Consider the following 18073-nt stretch of genomic DNA (forward strand, 5'->3'; position numbering starts at 1 on the left):
TAAGGGTAGTATCTCGGGTATTAATCACTCAACTTTACTGAAAGTTTTCGGGCTAATGGCTAACAAAACATTAACCGCGTTTCACGGCTCAAGCTCGCTGTCCCAGTAGAGGAAATCTAACCAGCTCTCGTGCAGGTAGTTGGGCGGGAACAGGCGGCCGTTGTTATGTAGGTCATGCACACGTGGGACAAACGGCATTTGCATGGGCTGCATATTCATTTCTTGCCAGGATTTGTTTGCCTTGCGTAAATTACAAGGAGAGCAAGCCGTGATGACGTTGTCCCAAGTGGTCAGGCCTCCTTTACTGCGCGGGATGAGGTGATCAAAAGTCAGATCCTTAAGGGAACCGCAATACTGGCATTGAAACCTGTCCCGCAGAAACACATTAAACCGCGTAAAGGCTGGGTTTCTCTCTGTCTCTACGAAGGACTTTAGTGCCACCACACTGGGGAGTTGAAACTCAAGACTTGGGCTTCTCACAACCTGATCGTATTCAGAGACGATACTCACTCGATCCAAAAACACAGCCTTCACCGCATCTTGCCACCCCCATAGAGACAGGGGATAGTAAGACAGAGGCCGATAATCTGCATTCAACACAAGCGCCGGGAATGCGCCTTCTGAAACGACTGCGTTCACAACATGCTCCCGAGTCTCGCTCAGAACACAAGCGCCTGAGCGGAAATCATCTTGAGATGTTTTGATATTGTAGTCAGCAAATGACAGCTATGTGAAGTCTGACAATCCTCCTTACCCTAAGGAAATCGAAATACAGGCCAAGCACATCAGCAGAAACCCGCTATGGATCAGATAATTAGCCCGTCACGACACACTTTGTCGCAATGTCGGTCCCAAAATAAAAAAAGCGGGAGTAGTCACCTACTCCCGCTCATTTACAAAATTTTATCTGCGATTACTTCCAGTGGCGCACATCAACAAAATGTCCGGCAATCGCAGCCGCTGCCGCCATTCCTGGAGAAACAAGGTGCGTACGGCCCTTGAAGCCCTGACGGCCCTCAAAGTTACGGTTGGAAGTTGAAGCACAACGCTCACCCGGCTTCAATTTGTCAGCATTCATCGCCAGGCACATGGAGCACCCAGGCTCACGCCATTCGAAACCAGCGTCTTTGAAGATCTCATCCAGACCTTCCGCTTCAGCCTGTGCTTTCACCAGACCAGACCCCGGAACGATCATCGCGCTAACGGTGTCTGCAACCTTCTTGCCTTTAACAACGGCAGCAGCTTCGCGCAGATCTTCGATACGTCCGTTGGTGCAAGAACCAACAAACACGCGGTCAACCTTGATGTCAGTGATCTTCTGACCAGCTTCAACACCCATGTACTCAAGCGCACGTTCTTTAGAAGCACGGCGGTTGTCGTCTTCGATCTCAGCCGGATTAGGAACAACACCGGTAACGGAAACAACATCCTCAGGAGAAGAACCCCAGGTCACGATTGGAGGCAGGTTCGCTGCATCCAGAACGATTTCTGTATCGAACTCTGCATTGTCATCAGTAAACAGAGTTTCCCAATAAGCCTGTGCCTGTTCCCACGCAGCACCCTTTGGTGATTTAGGACGGCCCTTCAGGTACTCAAAGGTTTTCTCATCCGGAGCAATCAGACCAGCACGTGCACCAGCTTCAATAGACATGTTACAGACGGTCATACGACCTTCCATAGACAGGTTACGGATCGCTTCACCAGCGTATTCAATGACGTAACCAGTACCGCCAGCAGTACCCAGCTCTCCGATGATCGCCAGTACGATATCTTTCGCTGTCACACCTTCCGGCAGCTGACCATTCACAGTCACACGCAGGTTTTTCGCTTTCTTCTGAATCAGCGTCTGGGTCGCCAGAACGTGCTCAACTTCAGAAGTACCAATACCGTGTGCAAGAGAACCAAACGCACCATGCGTGGATGTATGGCTGTCACCACAAACGATCGTCATACCCGGCAGTGTAAAGCCCTGCTCTGGACCCACGATGTGCACCACGCCCTGACGCTGATCGAGCTCTGAATAGTATTCAACGCCAAACTCAGCAGCATTTTTCGCAAGCGTATCAACCTGCAACGCGCTTTCAGGATCATCAATCCCCTGGGAGCGATCAGTGGTTGGAACGTTATGGTCAACAACAGCCAGTGTACGCTTTGGGTGACGAACCTGACGGCCAGCCATACGCAGGCCTTCAAATGCCTGCGGGCTCGTAACTTCGTGTACCAGGTGGCGGTCAATGTAAAGCAGGCAAGTGCCGTCTTCTTGCGTGCTGACCACGTGGTGGTCCCAGATCTTATCGTAAAGAGTTTTGGCCTGCGACATTGCGCTTGTCTCCTGGAAACGAATGATCCTTGTTTCAAATTCGGCTCTGATCGCACCTACCAAGCGCTCAAGATCCGAGAAAACAGGACCACTCACTTATTACTTGCAGCTCTCTGCGGCCGCATAAATCTTGAAAATACGGAAACAACTATAAACGAAGCTCCCGCTATACTGGCTCTATTAATCGGCCCAGATCGCCAAAATATCAAGCTTCTTTGCCTTGAGATTCTCTCAAGACGGAAAGGTAATGAAAGCAAGTTAGACGCAATCAAACAATCCTTTTGATGCGATCAATACCCTGTAGCCTAAGCATATATTTCTATGAGCAAAAGTTCTGGCGGACACAGAAAACGGATTGGAAGTCCCGAGCACCCAAGCCCACTGCCAACGATAAGAGTGCTTCCATTTTCCTCAAAAGCGCCCTTCGCATACTTCCGGTCAAGCCGCGATGGTATTGTCAGTGCACCAATAAACGGCAAGCGAACCTGCCCTCCGTGCGTATGCCCGCTTAGGGTCAAATCTACGGACTTCTTGGCGTCCAGGAATATGTCCGGCTCATGGGCAAGCAAAATCCGCGGGGCGCTGTCATCTTCAACCTGACTTAAGGCCACCTCAAGATCATCCCGGCGTCCCGTCCCGTGCAACTGGCAGGCCTCGCCATACTGATCATCCAGCCCCAAGAGCCAGACATGAGAGTTGCCTCGCGTAGATACACGCTGAGCTCTGTTCTCAAGAACAGATACTCCAGAAGCTTCCAATGCCTCTCTGGCGTCCTCACCACCTTCAAGCCAATCATGGTTACCCAACACACCAAAAACGCCCAGAGGCGCCTTCAAATGCTGCATAGGTCGCGCCCAAGCGGCGGCAGAAGCTAACGGCTTTGCAAACGGCGGGTGCATGGCTGTGTGGTAGTCGCCTAAAAGCGCAATAAGATCAGGCTCCAGACTGTTCACGCGCTCTACAATGCGGGCTATCCGCTCAGGGCGCATCCACGGCCAGCAGGCATGCAGATCGGTCATAACAACAATCTGCAAAGGTTTTTGACCAAGAGCTTCCGGAGAAACAACAACTTTATGCCGGGTAATTTTCGGAGGCAGCCAAGGCTCTACAAACACGGCATAGATACCGAGTAACACGATGAAAATGATGATGAATGCGATCACCATTTGCCTTCAAGCTCCCTACTCAATGCATCTTTCAGTACTAACCTAACCCACTTGGATTAATTGTATTCTGGCAGCTCCCCGGAATATCCCCCTGAAAACTTGCGCAAAGGATGCGCACCAGAGCCTGTCACATTTACACTGCAAACACCAACATCACCACATGGCATCCCATGCAGTGTTGAACCAGAGTACCCGGAAGTCGGGATGAGCAAGGCGGCAGGCAATACCTGCGCTACTTGTTTAAAAATGTTTCTTCAGCATTGGCTACGCGCCTTGCCCGGGCTTTTTATAATGAACAACGTCGCCTCTTTTGCCTATAAGGCACGATAGCCGGTTTCCCGGAAAGAAAGTGGCTTATCCAGTCAGGTTTCCCTGCCCAAACAGTTCCTCCGTCTTTGACAAACACCTTCGCAAAAGCAAGTCTCCCTGCCGGTGCTCTTGTATCCGTCGCCGCGTGATACCCTATAGTCCTGGGCCCTTCCCCTCAAACCATGCGGTCACGTTTGAAGTTCGGTTCACCGGACCACTGAAAGGTGCGTTACGTCTTCCAACAGCCCAACCCAGCCTACGACAAACTGACGGTCGCTCCGCCAGCAGCCCGCTACGTAGGCATAGGTTCAGAATATGGGAGGATTTCAGAAGGGGAATAAGTTTTTTGAGACAGCCTTTGCCCCACCCAGCGGTGTCATCCCGGGCACAGCAAAGCGAAGACCCGGGACCCATACCCCCAGTGTCAGAAATTGACCAAACGCGTTGGTGAAAAAGCAAGAGGTTATGGATCCCAGCTCAAAAGCTAGGACGGCACCAAGGGAAGCCGACTGGCTGCGGAGCAAGAAGCCCGCCCGCCACTATCTTCCCGGTCCCCGAGCCGGGACCTATACGATAATTGCTGCATATCGCGAGTGTAGCGTTTGCCGTCAGGCACTCATGAGTCCCGGGTCTCCGCTATGCTCTGCCCGGGATGACACCGAGAGAGCTGCGATGCCTGAAGCCAACCAAACCGCAGAACCTGCAGAAAACCCGACCATGAACACAAAAAACCCCGCTGATTTCTCAGCGGGGTTTTAGAAACCATAGAGGCCGAAGAGTAAATCTTACTCTGCAGAACCTTTAGCTTCAGCAGCCTTTTCAGCAGCTTTTGCAGCTTTCGCAGCATTAGCAGCCGCACGAGCTTCTTCGTTAAGGCGCTTTGCGCGTACGTTGGTAGCTTCAACGATACGTGCGGACTTACCGCGACGCTCACGCAGGTAGTAGAGTTTCGCACGACGGACTTTACCGCGGCGAATGATTTCCAGACCTTCGAGCATTGGGCTGAATACTGGGAATACACGCTCTACACCTTCGCCGTAAGAAATCTTACGAACGGTGAAGCTTTCGTTGATGCCGCCGCCGGAGCGTGCGATGCATACGCCTTCGTAGGCCTGCACACGAGTACGAGTACCTTCGGTAACGCGTACGAGAACACGTACGGTATCACCTGGAGAGAACTCAGGAAGCGTACGCTTCTCTTCGATGCGAGCCATTTCTTCGGCGTCGAGCTGCTCAATGATATTCATGGCAGTTTCTTCCATTTTAAATATTGGTCAGAGCGTCCCTCAGTGGTCGAGCCACCGGGACGTGTTCACCAAACCTTGGCATTATGCCGGGAAGTGAAGTGGAACTAGGACCCTAGCGGCAAACGCCAGACAGAATCCACTCCAGTCGGCGCGGGTTTAGCCGATTTTTGTAGGTTTGTCATGAAAAAAGTGTAGAAAACCCGCTATCCACGGCTATTTTCTAGGTAATCCTTCCAAAGATCTGGTCGTCTTTCTTGAGTAATCTTTTCAGACATCTCAAGGCGCCACTGATCAATCAGTTTATGATTACCACTTTTAAGAATAGATGGGACTTCCTGTCCTTCAAACTCTACAGGCCGCGTATAATGCGGGTGCTCAAGTAAGCCATTCTCAAAGCTTTCAGTTTCACCACTCTCTTTATTTCCCATAACACCGGGAAGAAGCCGAACAATGCTATCCAAAACCACATGAGCAGCAACTTCTCCTCCTGAGAGAATGTAGTCGCCAATAGACACTTCCTCGAGCTGGCGCCCTTCTATGACGCGCTCATCAACACCTTCAAAACGACCACAAACGATGATCACACCCGGTCCATCAGCCAGTTCACGAGCCTTTGCCTGCGTAAATGGCTTCCCGCGTGGGCTCATGAGCAACCGTGGACGTGTATCCTCATCCTCAGTCACATCATCAATTGCTTTGCCAAGAATATCAGGACGCAGAACCATACCAGCGCCACCGCCAGCAGGAGTATCATCAACAGAGCGATGCTTATCAGTCGCGTAATCGCGAATGTTGTTCGCTGTTAGAGACCAATCCCCGCGCTCCATCGCCCGCCCAGACATGCTCATTGCCAAATTTCCCGGAAACATCTCAGGATACAGCGTCAAGATGGATGCACGAAAGGCCATAGGATACCCGTTGCTTAAGTAAGGTCAGTCTCTGGAATGTATTTTGATGCACAAACTGCAAAAATCACGCTGATGATCTCAGCAATGTCTGCATCTGGTCATGTGAAAAATCAGTCTGCATCCGGCTTGGAGCCGTCTTCAGGTTCTTTTTCACCTTCATCATAAAAGCCTTCTGGAGCATGAACCTCCACATATCCCTCTTTGAGATCAATGGTAGGAACAACAGCTTTTGTGAATGGGAACATAAGAGAATTGCCGCTCTTCGGGGCAACTTCAATCAAATCACCTGCGCCAAAGTTCAAAAGAGCCATCACAGTTCCAATTGCCTCACCGTTCTCATCAATGGCTTTCAGGCCAATGAGATCAGTGTGATAGAACTCGTCTTCGTCTTCTGTTTCAGGCAGTTTTTCGCGAGCAATATAAAGCTTCATCCCATTGAGGACTTCTGCTTCATTGCGGGTATTCACGCCTTCAAACTTGGTAACCACAACAGTTTTTTGAATGCGAGCCTTCTTAACTTTAAATTTGCGGCTACCGTCAGCACTTTCGAGCTTACCGTAATCGCCAAAAGAAAGCGGGTCATCACCAAATGGTTTGACCCGCACTTCTCCACGTATGCCGTGAGCAGCCCCGATCTGAGCCATTAGAATGCGGTCTTCAGGCTTGTTTGCCATTGCCGGCGTCTCCTTCTCAGATCGGGTATGCTTATATTATTCGGAAGCTGCTGGTGCTTCTGCAGCTGCTTCTTCAGCAGCAGCTTTTGCTTCAGCTTCTGCAGCCAGCTTCTCGTCAAGACGCTCTTGAGCTTTCTTGCCGAGTTTAGCTTTATTTGGGTTGTTGCGTGGCTCACGCTTCATCAGGCCAGCAGCGTCCAGGAAGCGGAGAACGCGGTCAGTAGGCTGTGCGCCATGACCAAGCCAATGCTTGACGCGCTCTTCGTTCAGCTCAACGCGGTTGTCAGCATCTTTAGGAAGCATTGGGTTGTAACGACCAACGATTTCGATGAAACGACCGTCGCGTGGGGAGCGAACGTCTGCAATTACGATACGGTAGAAAGGACGCTTTTTAGTGCCACCGCGTGCGAGGCGAATTTTAGTAGCCATTGTTTATTTACTCCTAGGTATTCAGTCTGTGCTGTGTTCAGCAGCAATAGCTTCATGATGCCGAATGACTTCCTTCACGATGAAGTTCAGGAACTTTTCAGCAAAGTCAGGATCAAGATTGGCCTCGGCCGCGAGGCGGCGCAGACGCTCAATCTGAAGTTTTTCACGGGCCGGGTCAGCCGGTGGGAGACCATGGGTAGCTTTCAGCTCCCCAACAGCCTGTGTGCAACGAAATCGTTCAGCCAACATATGCACCAGAGCAGCGTCAATGTTGTCGATGCTGGAGCGAAGTCCACCAAGGATCGCCTTGGCTTCTTCAGTTTTGTCGATCTCGCTCAATTACTTTTTCCCCTTGCCGAGCCCTGGCAAACCAGATGCTCCACCAAGACCGGGCAATTTAGGGCCGCCAGCTCCTGGCAATCCCCCGGGAAGCCCACCACCCGGTAATCCTTTAGGCATTTCCATGCCGCCCGGCAGCTGACCGGATTTGGCCATCTGCTCAAGCGCTTTAGGGTCGATGTTCGGCATTCCGCCGCCCATGCCTGGCATACCGCCACCCATAGCGCCCATCATCTTGCCGAGCATGCCCTTGCCTTTGCCCTTACCCATGGCCTTCATCATATCGGCCATCTGGCGGTGCATTTTCAAAAGCTTATTAACTTCAGCGACCTGCACACCAGAACCTGCAGCAATACGCTTTTTGCGACTTGCTTTAAGCAGTTCAGGCTTGGCACGCTCTTTCTTGGTCATAGAGGAAATAATCGCCATCTGGCGTTTGAACATGTTCTCATCAAGGTTGGCGGAAGCAAGCTGCTTCTTCATTTTGCCAACACCCGGAAGCATGCCCATCATGCCGGACATTCCGCCCATCTTTTCCATCTGCTTCAGCTGTTCAGAAAGATCGTTCAGGTCAAAGTGACCCTTCTGCATCTTCCGAGCCATCTCTGCGGCTTTTTCCGCATCAATCGCTTCAGCAGCCTTTTCAACGAGCGAAACAATGTCGCCCATTCCAAGGATGCGATCAGCAATACGCTTTGGATGGAAATCTTCGAGCTCATCAGATTTTTCACCGGTACCAATCAGCTTGATCGGCTTGCCGGTAACAGCACGCATGGAAAGCGCCGCACCACCACGACCGTCACCATCCATACGGGTGAGCATGATACCTGTGATAGAGCAACGCTCATCAAAGCTCTTCGCCAGATTAACAGCGTCCTGACCAGTCAGAGCGTCGGCAACAAGAAGGACTTCATGCGGGTTGGACGCAGCTTTAATCTGCTCCATCTCAATCATGAGAGGCTCATCAATGTGACCACGACCCGCTGTATCGAGCATGACCACGTCATAACCGCCAAGCTTCGCTGCATTCAGCGCACGCTTTGCGATATCAACCGGCTGCTGCCCTTCAATGATAGGAAGCGTGTCAATCTCGTTCTGTTCACCCAGAACTTTCAGCTGCTCCTGCGCTGCCGGACGGCGCGTATCAAGAGAAGCCATCAGAACTTTGCGCTTATCGCGCTGTGTCAGACGACGTGCAATCTTGCCGGTTGCAGTGGTTTTACCCGCACCCTGCAGACCAACCATCATGATGCAAACCGGAGCCGGCGCATTCAGGTCGATCGGATGAGATTCCTCACCGAGCATCTCAATAAGCTGGTCATGCACGATCTTAACGACCATCTGACCCGGCTTAATGGACTTAACAACCTCTGCGCCAACAGCGCGGTGTTTCACCTTGTCGACAAAAGAACGCACGATCGGCAGCGCCACATCAGCCTCAATGAGCGCGCGGCGAACTTCGCGCAGCGCTTCATTAACATCGGATTCAGAAAGCGCACCGCGTTTTGTGAGCTTATCTAGAATGCCGCCTAGGCGATCTGACAGATTATCGAACATGTCGTTCCTTTAAAATCTCGTTTCTGCACAAACACCTGAAGAAAACCAACTGGTGCCGTACACTCGTTCCTAGTGAATTTGGTGTCACCAAGCCAAAATTGCCACGGCAAATCGATTGCACATAGCAAAAAATCACCCGAGGGCGCAACGCGCTGTCGGGTGTTGACTTCTGGGATCTCTTTACACCTTTTCGGGTCCCAGTCAGTGGCTCCGGTCTTCACATAGAAGGAGTTAGGTCGGGTATCTACGAGAATACAGGTGCCGAGTCAAGCAAAACCGCCATTTGTTGGAGATTGTATAAGCTTGGATAAAAAGGAAAACTCAAAGATGCACTAGGTTTCCTGCCAAGCTGACTCACTATCAGCAAAAAAAGAGGCGATTTAACGATGCTCTTCCGAAAGAACTATCTGTTTTTGCTGTCTCTTATTGTGCTGATCATCGGCTTCCTGCTCTACTGGACCAACACCTATGTGTCTCCCTCTATCACATTCAACCCAAGTGACATTGGCGAAGACCCTGAAGAATACATCGCACGGGTAGAAAGCCGCTTTACAGACATTAAGCCCGGCCTCGAAAAGCAAATCATCTGGCAAAACCCAGACACCAAGGCCAAAACCGAATTTGCCGTCGTCTACATGCATGGCTTTTCTGCCAGTAAAGATGAAATCAGGCCCGTTCCCGATCTCGTCGCCAGCTCCATTCAGGCCAACCTCTATTACACACGACTTCCCGGTCACGCCCGTACACCTGCTGCTATGGGAGAACCGAAGGTCGATGACTACTTCAATGCTTTGGCAGAAGCGCTCACAATTGGGAAAGCCATTGGCAACAAAGTCATAGTTATCAGCACCTCATTCGGAGGTTCTTTGACAGCATGGATGGATCTGACTGATCATTCTCTAAAGGAGGACATAGAAGCAATCGTCCTCATCTCTCCCGTTTTTGAACTGGCCGCAGCAGGAACCTCCCTGCTTACATATCCGCTTGCAGAGTACTACACCCCAATCATCGTGGGCCGTTATCGGGTCGCTGATCCGAATGCCAAGTTTGAGGAGATCTACGCGTGGACCAACGCCTATCCGGCAACCGCCTTACTTCCACTTGCCGAAACGGTCAAACTCGTGGGCAGTCTGGATGCAGCAAACGCAACCATCCCAACCATGTTCATCTACGATATCCGTGACGAAACCTCAGATGAGCACACCACAGCGAAGTTCTTCGAAAACTGGGGCGCACCAAAGCACCGCCTCCTCATAACCGAGTCCGCAGGCAACCATCACGTCATAGCAGGCGACATCATCAATCCGGAAAACAACCTCCTCGTCTCCAACGGTATCATCGAGTGGCTTGGCTCCAGAGGCGTACCCACTGTCTTCTCTCAATAAAACTTCTTGATGCTCTGATTTGATATTTCAACCCAAGCTGGAATAAGCTGGTGCCGCTAAGGAACAAAGGCACCCCATATGCTCTTTCGATATTTTATTTTTGTAGTACTGATTTTACTCGTAGGAGGCACAATTGCCTTCATGACAGGCCCAAGAGAACCACGCGATACAGAGATCACCTTCAAACCCGAAATTATGGGTGATGATCTCGAAGTGTATCTTTCAGAGAGTGAGGCCAGGTTTCAGGATATTCGTTCTGACACGGCCAAAGAGATCATCTGGTTCAATGGTGAGAAGAACAGCAAAACACCTCTTTCAATCATTTACGTCCACGGCTTTTCCGCCAGCAAACACGAGATCCGCCCTGTACCGGACCGCGTTGCAAATGAGATGGGCGCCAATCTTTTCTTCACCCGCCTGACTGGCCATGGCCGCTCGGGTGAAGCGATGGCAGAAGCCTCATTGAACGACTGGGTCAATGATCTCGCTGAAGCAGTCGAAATTGGCCGGCGCATTGGTGAAAAGACAATCATAATGTCCACCTCAACCGGTGGCTCACTTGCAGCCTGGCTCGCCATGCAGGACCATCCGCTGAAAGATGATGTGGCCGCGATGGTGTTTGTCTCACCAAACTTCGGTGTCAAAGCAGCAGGCGGCTTCCTGCTCGATATGCCGTTCGCAAGACACTATGTCCCTCTGATCATTGGCAAAACCCGCTCATCTTCCAAGGCACCATCTAAAGAAGAGCAAATGGGCTGGACCATCAGCTACCCAAGTGTAGCCCTCCTCCCAATGGCAACCGCAATCTCAGTTTTGCAGGAACAAGACCCCGCAAAAGCAAGCGTACCTGCCCTGTTCATCTACAGTGAAAAGGATGAAACCATCGACGCAGCACTCACCAATGTCGCCTATGACAAATGGGGCGCACCAAAACAGCGTCTGCTTATCAAAAGCTCAGGTGACGATAACAACCACGTCATCGCAGGCAACATCATCAGCCCACAAAACAACGACCTCGTGGTCTCCACCACAGTCCAATGGCTGAGCGATCAACTACTTTAATACAAACGAAAAACGGGCGAGAAATCCCTCGCCCGTTCAAAACTCAAGATTTTCAGTGATGCTTACTGCGAATAATCGCGCGCACCAAATACCGCAGAACCGACACGCACATGTGTTGCACCATGTTGAACGGCAATTGGGTAATCAGAAGACATTCCCATGGAGAGCTTTTCCAGACCGTTCCGCTTTGCGATTTTCTCTAGCAACGCGAAATGCATGCCCGGTGCTTCGTCAACTGGCGGAATGCACATCAGGCCTTCAATCTCCAGCCCATATTCATCACGACACTTCGCGATAAACGCATCCGCTTCCTTTGGAGGAATACCAGCCTTCTGGTCTTCTTCCCCGGTATTAACCTGAATGAACAGCTTTGGCGCTTTGCCTTGCTTATCCATCTCAACTTTCAGCGCTTTAGCAATCTTATCCCGGTCCACAGTGTGGATCACGTCAAAGGTCTGAATAGCTTCTTTCGCTTTGTTAGACTGAAGCGGGCCGATCAGATGCAACTCAACACCTTCAAACTCCTCACGAAGCCCAGGCCATTTGCCCATCGCTTCCTGAACCCGGTTTTCACCAAACACACGCTGTCCAGCTTCTAAAACCGGCTTAATATCTGAAGCTTCGAATGTTTTTGAGACTGCAATCAACGTTACAGAGCCGTTCGGACGTTCAACATCCGTCTCAGCTTTTCCGATGTTTTCCTTAACCTCTTTAAGGCGAAGTGCAGCAGCGTCACTCATTCCTAACTCCAGCGAAAAATCCATATTGGAGACATGAAATGCGCTCCCTAAGGTCTAAATGCAAGAGTAGTTGCACTTCATTGAGAAATTTCTGACAAATCTTCTTGGTTTTTCCTCTGTCTACCGCTTGACCAAGCTGGCAATTTCTGGTGACAGTCCGAGCAAACCTAATTTGCTTGATCAGGGCAAAAATCAAACACACGGCGGAATAAATGGCTACGGATAGGTATAATGCACGCGCAACGGAAGCGCGCTGGCAAAAAGTATGGGACGAAAAGAACGTCTTCGAGACGGACAACGATGATCCGCGCGAAAAATACTACGTACTAGAGATGTTCCCTTACCCATCCGGTCGTCTACACATGGGGCACGTGCGCAACTACTCCATGGGTGATGTGGTTGCACGCTTCAAACGTGCACGCGGCTACAACGTTTTGCACCCGATGGGTTGGGATGCATTCGGCATGCCTGCGGAAAACGCGGCAGCTGAAAAGAAGGTACACCCAAAGGGTTGGACCTACGACAACATTGCAGCAATGCGCGGTCAGCTGAAAACAATCGGCCTGTCTTTTGACTGGAGCCGCGAATTCGCAACCTGCGATGAAAGTTATTACGCACAACAGCAGGCCCTGTTTCTGGACTTTCTGGAAGCTGGTTTGGTTTACCGCAAAAACGCGAAGGTAAACTGGGACCCGGTCGACATGACCGTTCTGGCAAACGAACAGGTGATCGACGGCAAAGGCTGGCGCTCTGGCGCAGTTGTTGAGCAGAAAGACCTGACCCAGTGGTTCTTCAAGATCTCAGATCATTCCGAAGAGCTGTTGGAAGCAATCGACACTCTGACCGAATGGCCTGAAAAAGTTCGTCTCATGCAGAAGAACTGGATCGGCAAATCGGTTGGTCTGAAGGTCAATTTCGAGTTCACCGAAACCGCTCCAACCGGTGATGAGACTCTGGAGATCTTCACGACCCGTCCAGACACGCTGTACGGCGCGTCCTTCATGGGCCTGTCACCAGATCATCCGATCACGCAGAAACTGGCTGAAGACAACGCAGAACTACAGGAGTTCATTGCTGAATGTCGCCGTATCGGCACGACAGCTGAAGCAATCGAAACCGCAGAAAAGCTCGGCTTCGACACCGGTCTGCGCGTGAAACACCCACTGGATCCGTCCTGGGAACTGCCAGTCTATGTCGCAAACTTCATCCTGATGGATTACGGCACAGGCGCGATCTTCGCATGCCCTGCACACGACCAGCGCGACCTGGACTTCGCTCACAAGTACAAACTGCCAGTCAAAGCAGTTGTGCTGCCAGAAGGTGAAGACCCGGCCATATTCGACGTTGGCACCGAAGCTTACACCGGCGAAGGCTCCATCTTTAATTCCGAGTTCATGGACGGCATGTCCATCGAGGATGCGAAGAATGCTGTTTCTGACAAGCTAGAAGCACAAGAAGCCAAAGGCAAACAGCAGGCACACCGCGAAACCAACTACCGTCTGCGCGACTGGGGCATCTCCCGTCAGCGCTACTGGGGGTGTCCGATCCCTGTCATCCACTGTGATGACTGTGGTGTTCAGTCTGCGCCAAAAGAAAGCCTGCCAATCGTTCTGCCGGAAGATGTCACTTTCGACCGTCCGGGCAACCCGCTGGATCGTCATCCAACATGGCGCAACGTGAAATGCCCATGCTGTGGCAAGGATGCTCAACGTGAAACCGATACCATGGACACCTTCGTGGATTCCTCCTGGTACTTCGCACGCTTCACCGATCCGAAGAACAGCAATCCGACCGATCCAAAGGTTGCTTCTGAGTGGCTGCCGGTTGATCAGTACATCGGTGGCATTGAGCACGCGATCCTGCACCTGCTCTACTCCCGCTTCTTTGCACGCGCCATGCAGATCACCAAGCATCTGGATGTGAAAGAGCCATTCAAAGGCCTCTTCACACAGGGCATGGTGAACCATGAGACCTACAAAGACCCTGATGGGAAATGGGTAACACCAGCTGAGATCAACATCATCAGCACCGAAGGCGACAGAAAAGCGGTTCACGCAGAAACCGGCGCTCCAGTTACCATTGGTTCCATCGAGAAGATGTCCAAGTCGAAGAAGAACGTTGTTGACCCAACCGACATCATCGACACCTACGGCGCTGATACAGCACGTCTCTTCGTTCTGTCTGACAGCCCGCCAGAACGCGACATCATCTGGACTGAAGATGGTGTCATCGGTGCATGGCGTCACGTACAGCGCGTATGGCGTACCATTGGTGAAGTCTCAGAAAAGACCGAAGCCAACATCGCAAGACCTGCTGAGTTCAGTGATGAAGCAACAGCCCTGCGCCGTGCTTCTCATAAAACTCTGGCTGCCATCACAAAAGACTTTGATGGCCTTGGCTTCAACCGTGCTGTTGCCCGTCTTTATGAGTTCACCAACGCGATCAGCAAGGCGCTTCAATCAGACCTGTCCAAACCGGACATGGCGTATGCTCTGCGCGAAGCAACTGGCTTCCTCCTGCAGCTCATGGAACCAATCACGCCTCATCTTTCTGAGGAATGCTGGTCCATGCTCGGCAATGAAGGACTGGTATCCACATCAAACTGGCCAGTTGTCCAAGAGGATCTCCTGGTAGAAAACACCATTACGCTTCCGATTCAAATCAATGGGAAGAAAAAAGGTGAGCTTTCTGTAGCAAGAGACTCTTCCAAAGAGCAGGTAGAAGAAGCTACTCTGGCACATGAGGCTGTTCAGAAAGCTCTGGATGGCAAGGCCCCACGTAAAATCATCGTGGTACCTCAGAGGATTGTAAATGTCGTTGTTTGATCGCCCTGCTAAATCAGGTCGCCCTTCCCGCCGGGTTCTACTCGGCGGGGCAACAATTGTTGCGGGTGCCCTTCTTCTTTCTGGCTGCCAGTTCCGTCCGCTCTATGGCGTTAGCCCAACGCTGTTAGGCGATGGTTCAGAGCAGACCCAGACCGTCCAGGCTCAAATGGCGGCAATTTCCATGAAGTTCCCAAGCTATGGGGATTCAGGGTCTATCAAGCGTATCAATCAGGTCCTGCGCAATCAGCTGATTTTCGCATTCACACGTGGTGGTGATGCTCTGCCGCCAAAGTATCGTTTGGAAATCCTGACAGACAAGCGCCGTGCTGAAGTGGGTGTTGAGCAGCTGGCCGACGTGCCAACCGCTTACAACATCACCGTCAACACCAGCTTCGTTCTGGCAGATATCCAGACAGATCGTACGCTCTACACTGGCCGCTCCTTTGCCTCTGCATCCTTTGACTTTTCCAGTCAGCGCTTTGCAAACCTGAGAGCAGAACGAGATGCAGAAGACCGTGCTACCAAGGTTGTCGCTGCCGACATCAACACCCGCATAGCAAGCTTCTTTGCAACACATCCTGTAGAGCCTGTAGAATAGGACCACTATGGTAGCCCTCAAAGCTGCTGAAATTGACCGGTACATCGCCAACCCGCCAGACTCCGTAAACCTCATTCTTGTTTATGGACCAGACACCGGGTTGGTGAATGAGCGAGCGCAAGCACTCATCTCCAAAGCAGCCTCCGAGAATGATGATCCGTTCTCCCAAGTCAAACTGGATGCTGCTGATATCGCTGCAGACCCAAGCAGATTGATTGATGAGGCACTGACTATTCCCCTCTTTGGTGGCCGTCGCACAATCTGGGTCCGCGAAAACGGCACCAAGAGCGTGCTGCCAGCCGTCGAACCGCTTCTCAAAAACAACGACTTTTCTGCCTTCATCGTGATTGAGGCCGGAGACCTGAAGAAGACAGCAGGCCTGCGCAAGAAGATTGAAGCCAGCAAAACCGCTGTCGCCATCCCCTGCTTTGCAGATACGGCACGCGATGTAGATCGTCTGATTGATGAAGAAACCCAGTCAGCAAACCTGCAAATCAGCAAAGAAGCCCGTATGGCGCTTCACACTCTGCTTGGCGCTGACCGCATTGCAAGCCGCGGAGAACTCAAGAAATTGTGCCTCTACGCGATGAATGACAATCGCATTGAGGTGCATCATGTCGAAGAGATCATTGGCGATGCTTCTGCATTCGCCATGGATGAACTAATCGACGCCGCTGCATTGGGTGACACGATCACATTGGACCACGGCCTGGAGCGCCTCTCAGCCTCAGGGACGGACGTTGGCGTGATAGCCTCTCAAGCCCTCAGACACTTCCAAATGCTTCACCTGTGCCGCTTAAAAGCCAATCAACGCATTGCTGTAGAAGATGTTATTGGCGGCGTGCGTCCTCCAATCTTCTGGAAGCGTCGCTCGAAGATTGTTAGACAGGTTGAGATCTGGAATGAGGACTTTCTGGAACGCGCTCTGACCCGTCTCAACGACGCTGTCAAAGAAGCCCGCTTCAACGCCAATCTCTCAACTGCGATTGTGTCTCATACCCTTTTGGCAATTGCTCAGGTAGCTAAAGCCTCAAACAGACGACGATAAACACGCGGAAGGTGGGTCGCCACCTTCCTCACAGACAACAACAATATTCGCACAAAGCGAAATCACAGGCACTCCTATGTCTCACTCACTCATCCACTGGATCAGGCTGAAGTTTGCTCAACACGAACTTTGGGCAATCAACTTCGCGCTCCTACGCCCTCAATTGTCGCTTTTTGGAGCAGCATCATTGTGGGCCTGGATTTTCCCGCCATTGCTCAGCTTTGGTGTTTTAATCGGCTACCTCATGCAGAACTACGCGGCACTGGGATCAGTCATAAATCTGATCATAGGCCTGCCCGCGCTGATCCTCTTAGCTTATTGGGTTTTCCGTTGGTACTTCATTTGCCTGGGCTTGATGTTCGGCCGTCGCAATATGGCTGAGAAGAAGAGAGCAGAAGTCAATGCACGCATTGAAAAACTGCTTCCAGTCGTAGGTTAAGTCTGCTGGTCAAAAAAATCATTTCTTTTCCGAATCTAAAAAGGCCGCGCCTCAGTTAAGAGACGCGGCCTTTTCTAAATTTCCGAAAACAGAAACAATCAGTTCTGAATGCCCAGCAAGCGGCAGACTTCGTCCAATTGCTCTACATTCTTGTACTTGATCTTAAGCTCACCAGTGCCCTTATCAGTCTTGTGAGCAATAGCCACCTTAAGACCCAGACCATCGGCCAGACGCTTCTCTAAAGCGCGTGTATCCGCATCCTTTTCAGGCTTCGGAGCAGCTTCTTTCTTCTGGAACAAATCCGGGTTCTGAGCCAGACGCTCTGCATCACGAACTGTGAGCCCCTTCTCCACGATCAGCTCAGCCAAAGCCGCAGGATCTTCTGCAGTGATCAATGCACGTGCATGACCAGCAGTGAGAAGCCCTTCTGCAAGATAGTCCTTCACAGAGTTTGGCAGTTTCAGCAAACGCAGTGTGTTGGCCACATGGCTCCGGCTCTTACCGATAACCTTGGAGAGTTCAACCTGGCTGTAAGAAAACTCTTCGATCAGCTGATCATAACCCAACGCTTCTTCGATAGGATTCAGGTCTGCACGCTGAACATTTTCGATGATCGCAAGTTCCAGCGCTTCCTGATCAGTCACCTCACGGATGACAACAGGCGCATCATGCAAACCAGCCTTCTGAGCTGCGCGCCAACGACGCTCACCAGCAATGATCTCGAAATGACCCGGCTTATTCGGACGAGGACGCACCAGAATTGGCTGTACAATCCCCTTCTGACGAACGGATTCGGTCAGGTTGTTCAGATCATCTTCTACAAATGATTTGCGTGGGTTACGTGGGTTCGGCTGAAGGTACTCAATCGGCACCTTCCGTACATCACGGTTACGTTCTGGAGTGGAGACAGCTGGCTCTGAGTTTACGTCACCCAACAGCGTTGCAAGGCCGCGCCCTAGTCGCTTATTGGTACGCCCTGCTTCCTCAGTTTTCGCCATTTCAATTCCACCTATCTACATTCTAGGAG

General features: G+C 51.4%; 17 protein-coding genes. 6 read left to right on the plus strand and 11 right to left on the minus strand.

What is annotated here, in order from left to right:
• Window positions 1–81 precede the first annotated feature (81 nt).
• From PsAD46_RS01365 to ffh, 9 genes are all read right to left on the minus strand, one after another.
• Entirely contained in the window at window positions 82–639 is a 558-nt protein-coding gene (locus PsAD46_RS01365) for an HNH endonuclease (protein ID WP_063291233.1), read from the minus strand.
• A 274-nt stretch (window positions 640–913) separates the two neighbouring features.
• Window positions 914–2320, minus strand: a complete 1407-nt coding sequence (gene leuC / locus PsAD46_RS01370; protein WP_063306008.1) for a 3-isopropylmalate dehydratase large subunit — start codon at window positions 2318–2320, stop codon at window positions 914–916.
• Window positions 2321–2625: 305 nt separating this feature from the next.
• Window positions 2626–3486 (minus strand): metallophosphoesterase, encoded by an 861-nt coding sequence (locus PsAD46_RS01375; RefSeq protein ID WP_063305987.1) that lies wholly within the window; start codon window positions 3484–3486, stop codon window positions 2626–2628.
• A gap of 1094 nt (window positions 3487–4580) precedes the next feature.
• The gene (gene rplS / locus PsAD46_RS01380; RefSeq protein WP_057463274.1) at window positions 4581–5042 is read right to left on the minus strand and encodes a 50S ribosomal protein L19; all 462 of its coding nucleotides are present in this window, start codon (window positions 5040–5042) and stop codon (window positions 4581–4583) included.
• Between the two features lie 203 nt (window positions 5043–5245).
• Window positions 5246–5950, minus strand: a complete 705-nt coding sequence (gene trmD / locus PsAD46_RS01385) for a tRNA (guanosine(37)-N1)-methyltransferase TrmD (protein WP_063305988.1) — start codon at window positions 5948–5950, stop codon at window positions 5246–5248.
• A 110-nt stretch (window positions 5951–6060) separates the two neighbouring features.
• Complete coding sequence (gene rimM, locus PsAD46_RS01390) at window positions 6061–6624, minus strand: ribosome maturation factor RimM (protein WP_063305989.1); 564 nt, start codon at window positions 6622–6624, stop codon at window positions 6061–6063.
• Between the two features lie 36 nt (window positions 6625–6660).
• Window positions 6661–7053 carry a 30S ribosomal protein S16 gene (gene rpsP / locus PsAD46_RS01395; protein ID WP_063286212.1) on the minus strand — a complete coding sequence of 131 codons (393 nt, stop codon included), beginning with the start codon at window positions 7051–7053 and terminating at the stop codon, window positions 6661–6663.
• Window positions 7054–7074: 21 nt separating this feature from the next.
• Window positions 7075–7392 (minus strand): chorismate mutase, encoded by a 318-nt coding sequence (locus tag PsAD46_RS01400; RefSeq protein ID WP_063303867.1) that lies wholly within the window; start codon window positions 7390–7392, stop codon window positions 7075–7077.
• Entirely contained in the window at window positions 7393–8949 is a 1557-nt protein-coding gene (gene ffh / locus PsAD46_RS01405; RefSeq protein WP_063305990.1) for a signal recognition particle protein, read from the minus strand.
• 386 nt (window positions 8950–9335) lie between these two features.
• Between ffh and PsAD46_RS01410 the strand changes: the two genes are divergently transcribed.
• Window positions 9336–10334 carry an alpha/beta fold hydrolase gene (locus PsAD46_RS01410; protein ID WP_063305991.1) on the plus strand — a complete coding sequence of 333 codons (999 nt, stop codon included), beginning with the start codon at window positions 9336–9338 and terminating at the stop codon, window positions 10332–10334.
• A gap of 141 nt (window positions 10335–10475) precedes the next feature.
• Window positions 10476–11396 (plus strand): alpha/beta fold hydrolase, encoded by a 921-nt coding sequence (locus tag PsAD46_RS01415; RefSeq protein WP_208981611.1) that lies wholly within the window; start codon window positions 10476–10478, stop codon window positions 11394–11396.
• Window positions 11397–11458: 62 nt separating this feature from the next.
• Here PsAD46_RS01415 and PsAD46_RS01420 read toward each other — a convergent pair whose 3' ends face one another.
• Window positions 11459–12136, minus strand: coding sequence for a YggS family pyridoxal phosphate-dependent enzyme (locus tag PsAD46_RS01420; RefSeq protein WP_057463226.1), 678 nt, complete (start codon window positions 12134–12136; stop codon window positions 11459–11461).
• A gap of 212 nt (window positions 12137–12348) precedes the next feature.
• Between PsAD46_RS01420 and leuS the strand changes: the two genes are divergently transcribed.
• The 4 genes from leuS (at window position 12349) to PsAD46_RS01440 (ending at window position 17046) form a co-directional block, all read left to right on the plus strand.
• On the plus strand, window positions 12349–14961 hold the full coding sequence (gene leuS, locus PsAD46_RS01425) for a leucine--tRNA ligase (protein ID WP_063305993.1): 2613 nt from the start codon (window positions 12349–12351) through the stop codon (window positions 14959–14961).
• The gene (lptE, locus tag PsAD46_RS01430) at window positions 14948–15559 is read left to right on the plus strand and encodes an LPS assembly lipoprotein LptE (RefSeq protein ID WP_057463224.1); all 612 of its coding nucleotides are present in this window, start codon (window positions 14948–14950) and stop codon (window positions 15557–15559) included. The genes leuS and lptE overlap by 14 nt, the downstream gene beginning before the upstream one ends.
• A 7-nt stretch (window positions 15560–15566) precedes the next feature.
• Window positions 15567–16607, plus strand: a complete 1041-nt coding sequence (gene holA, locus PsAD46_RS01435) for a DNA polymerase III subunit delta (protein ID WP_063286218.1) — start codon at window positions 15567–15569, stop codon at window positions 16605–16607.
• 76 nt (window positions 16608–16683) lie between these two features.
• The gene (locus tag PsAD46_RS01440; RefSeq protein ID WP_063305994.1) at window positions 16684–17046 is read left to right on the plus strand and encodes a hypothetical protein; all 363 of its coding nucleotides are present in this window, start codon (window positions 16684–16686) and stop codon (window positions 17044–17046) included.
• A 98-nt stretch (window positions 17047–17144) separates the two neighbouring features.
• Here PsAD46_RS01440 and PsAD46_RS01445 read toward each other — a convergent pair whose 3' ends face one another.
• Window positions 17145–18044, minus strand: coding sequence for a ParB/RepB/Spo0J family partition protein (locus PsAD46_RS01445; RefSeq protein ID WP_057463221.1), 900 nt, complete (start codon window positions 18042–18044; stop codon window positions 17145–17147).
• Window positions 18045–18073: the final 29 nt, after the last annotated feature.

The sequence above is a fragment of the Pseudovibrio sp. Ad46 genome, assembly GCF_001623065.1.
In the GTDB taxonomy this organism is placed as follows: Bacteria; Pseudomonadota; Alphaproteobacteria; order Rhizobiales; family Stappiaceae; genus Pseudovibrio.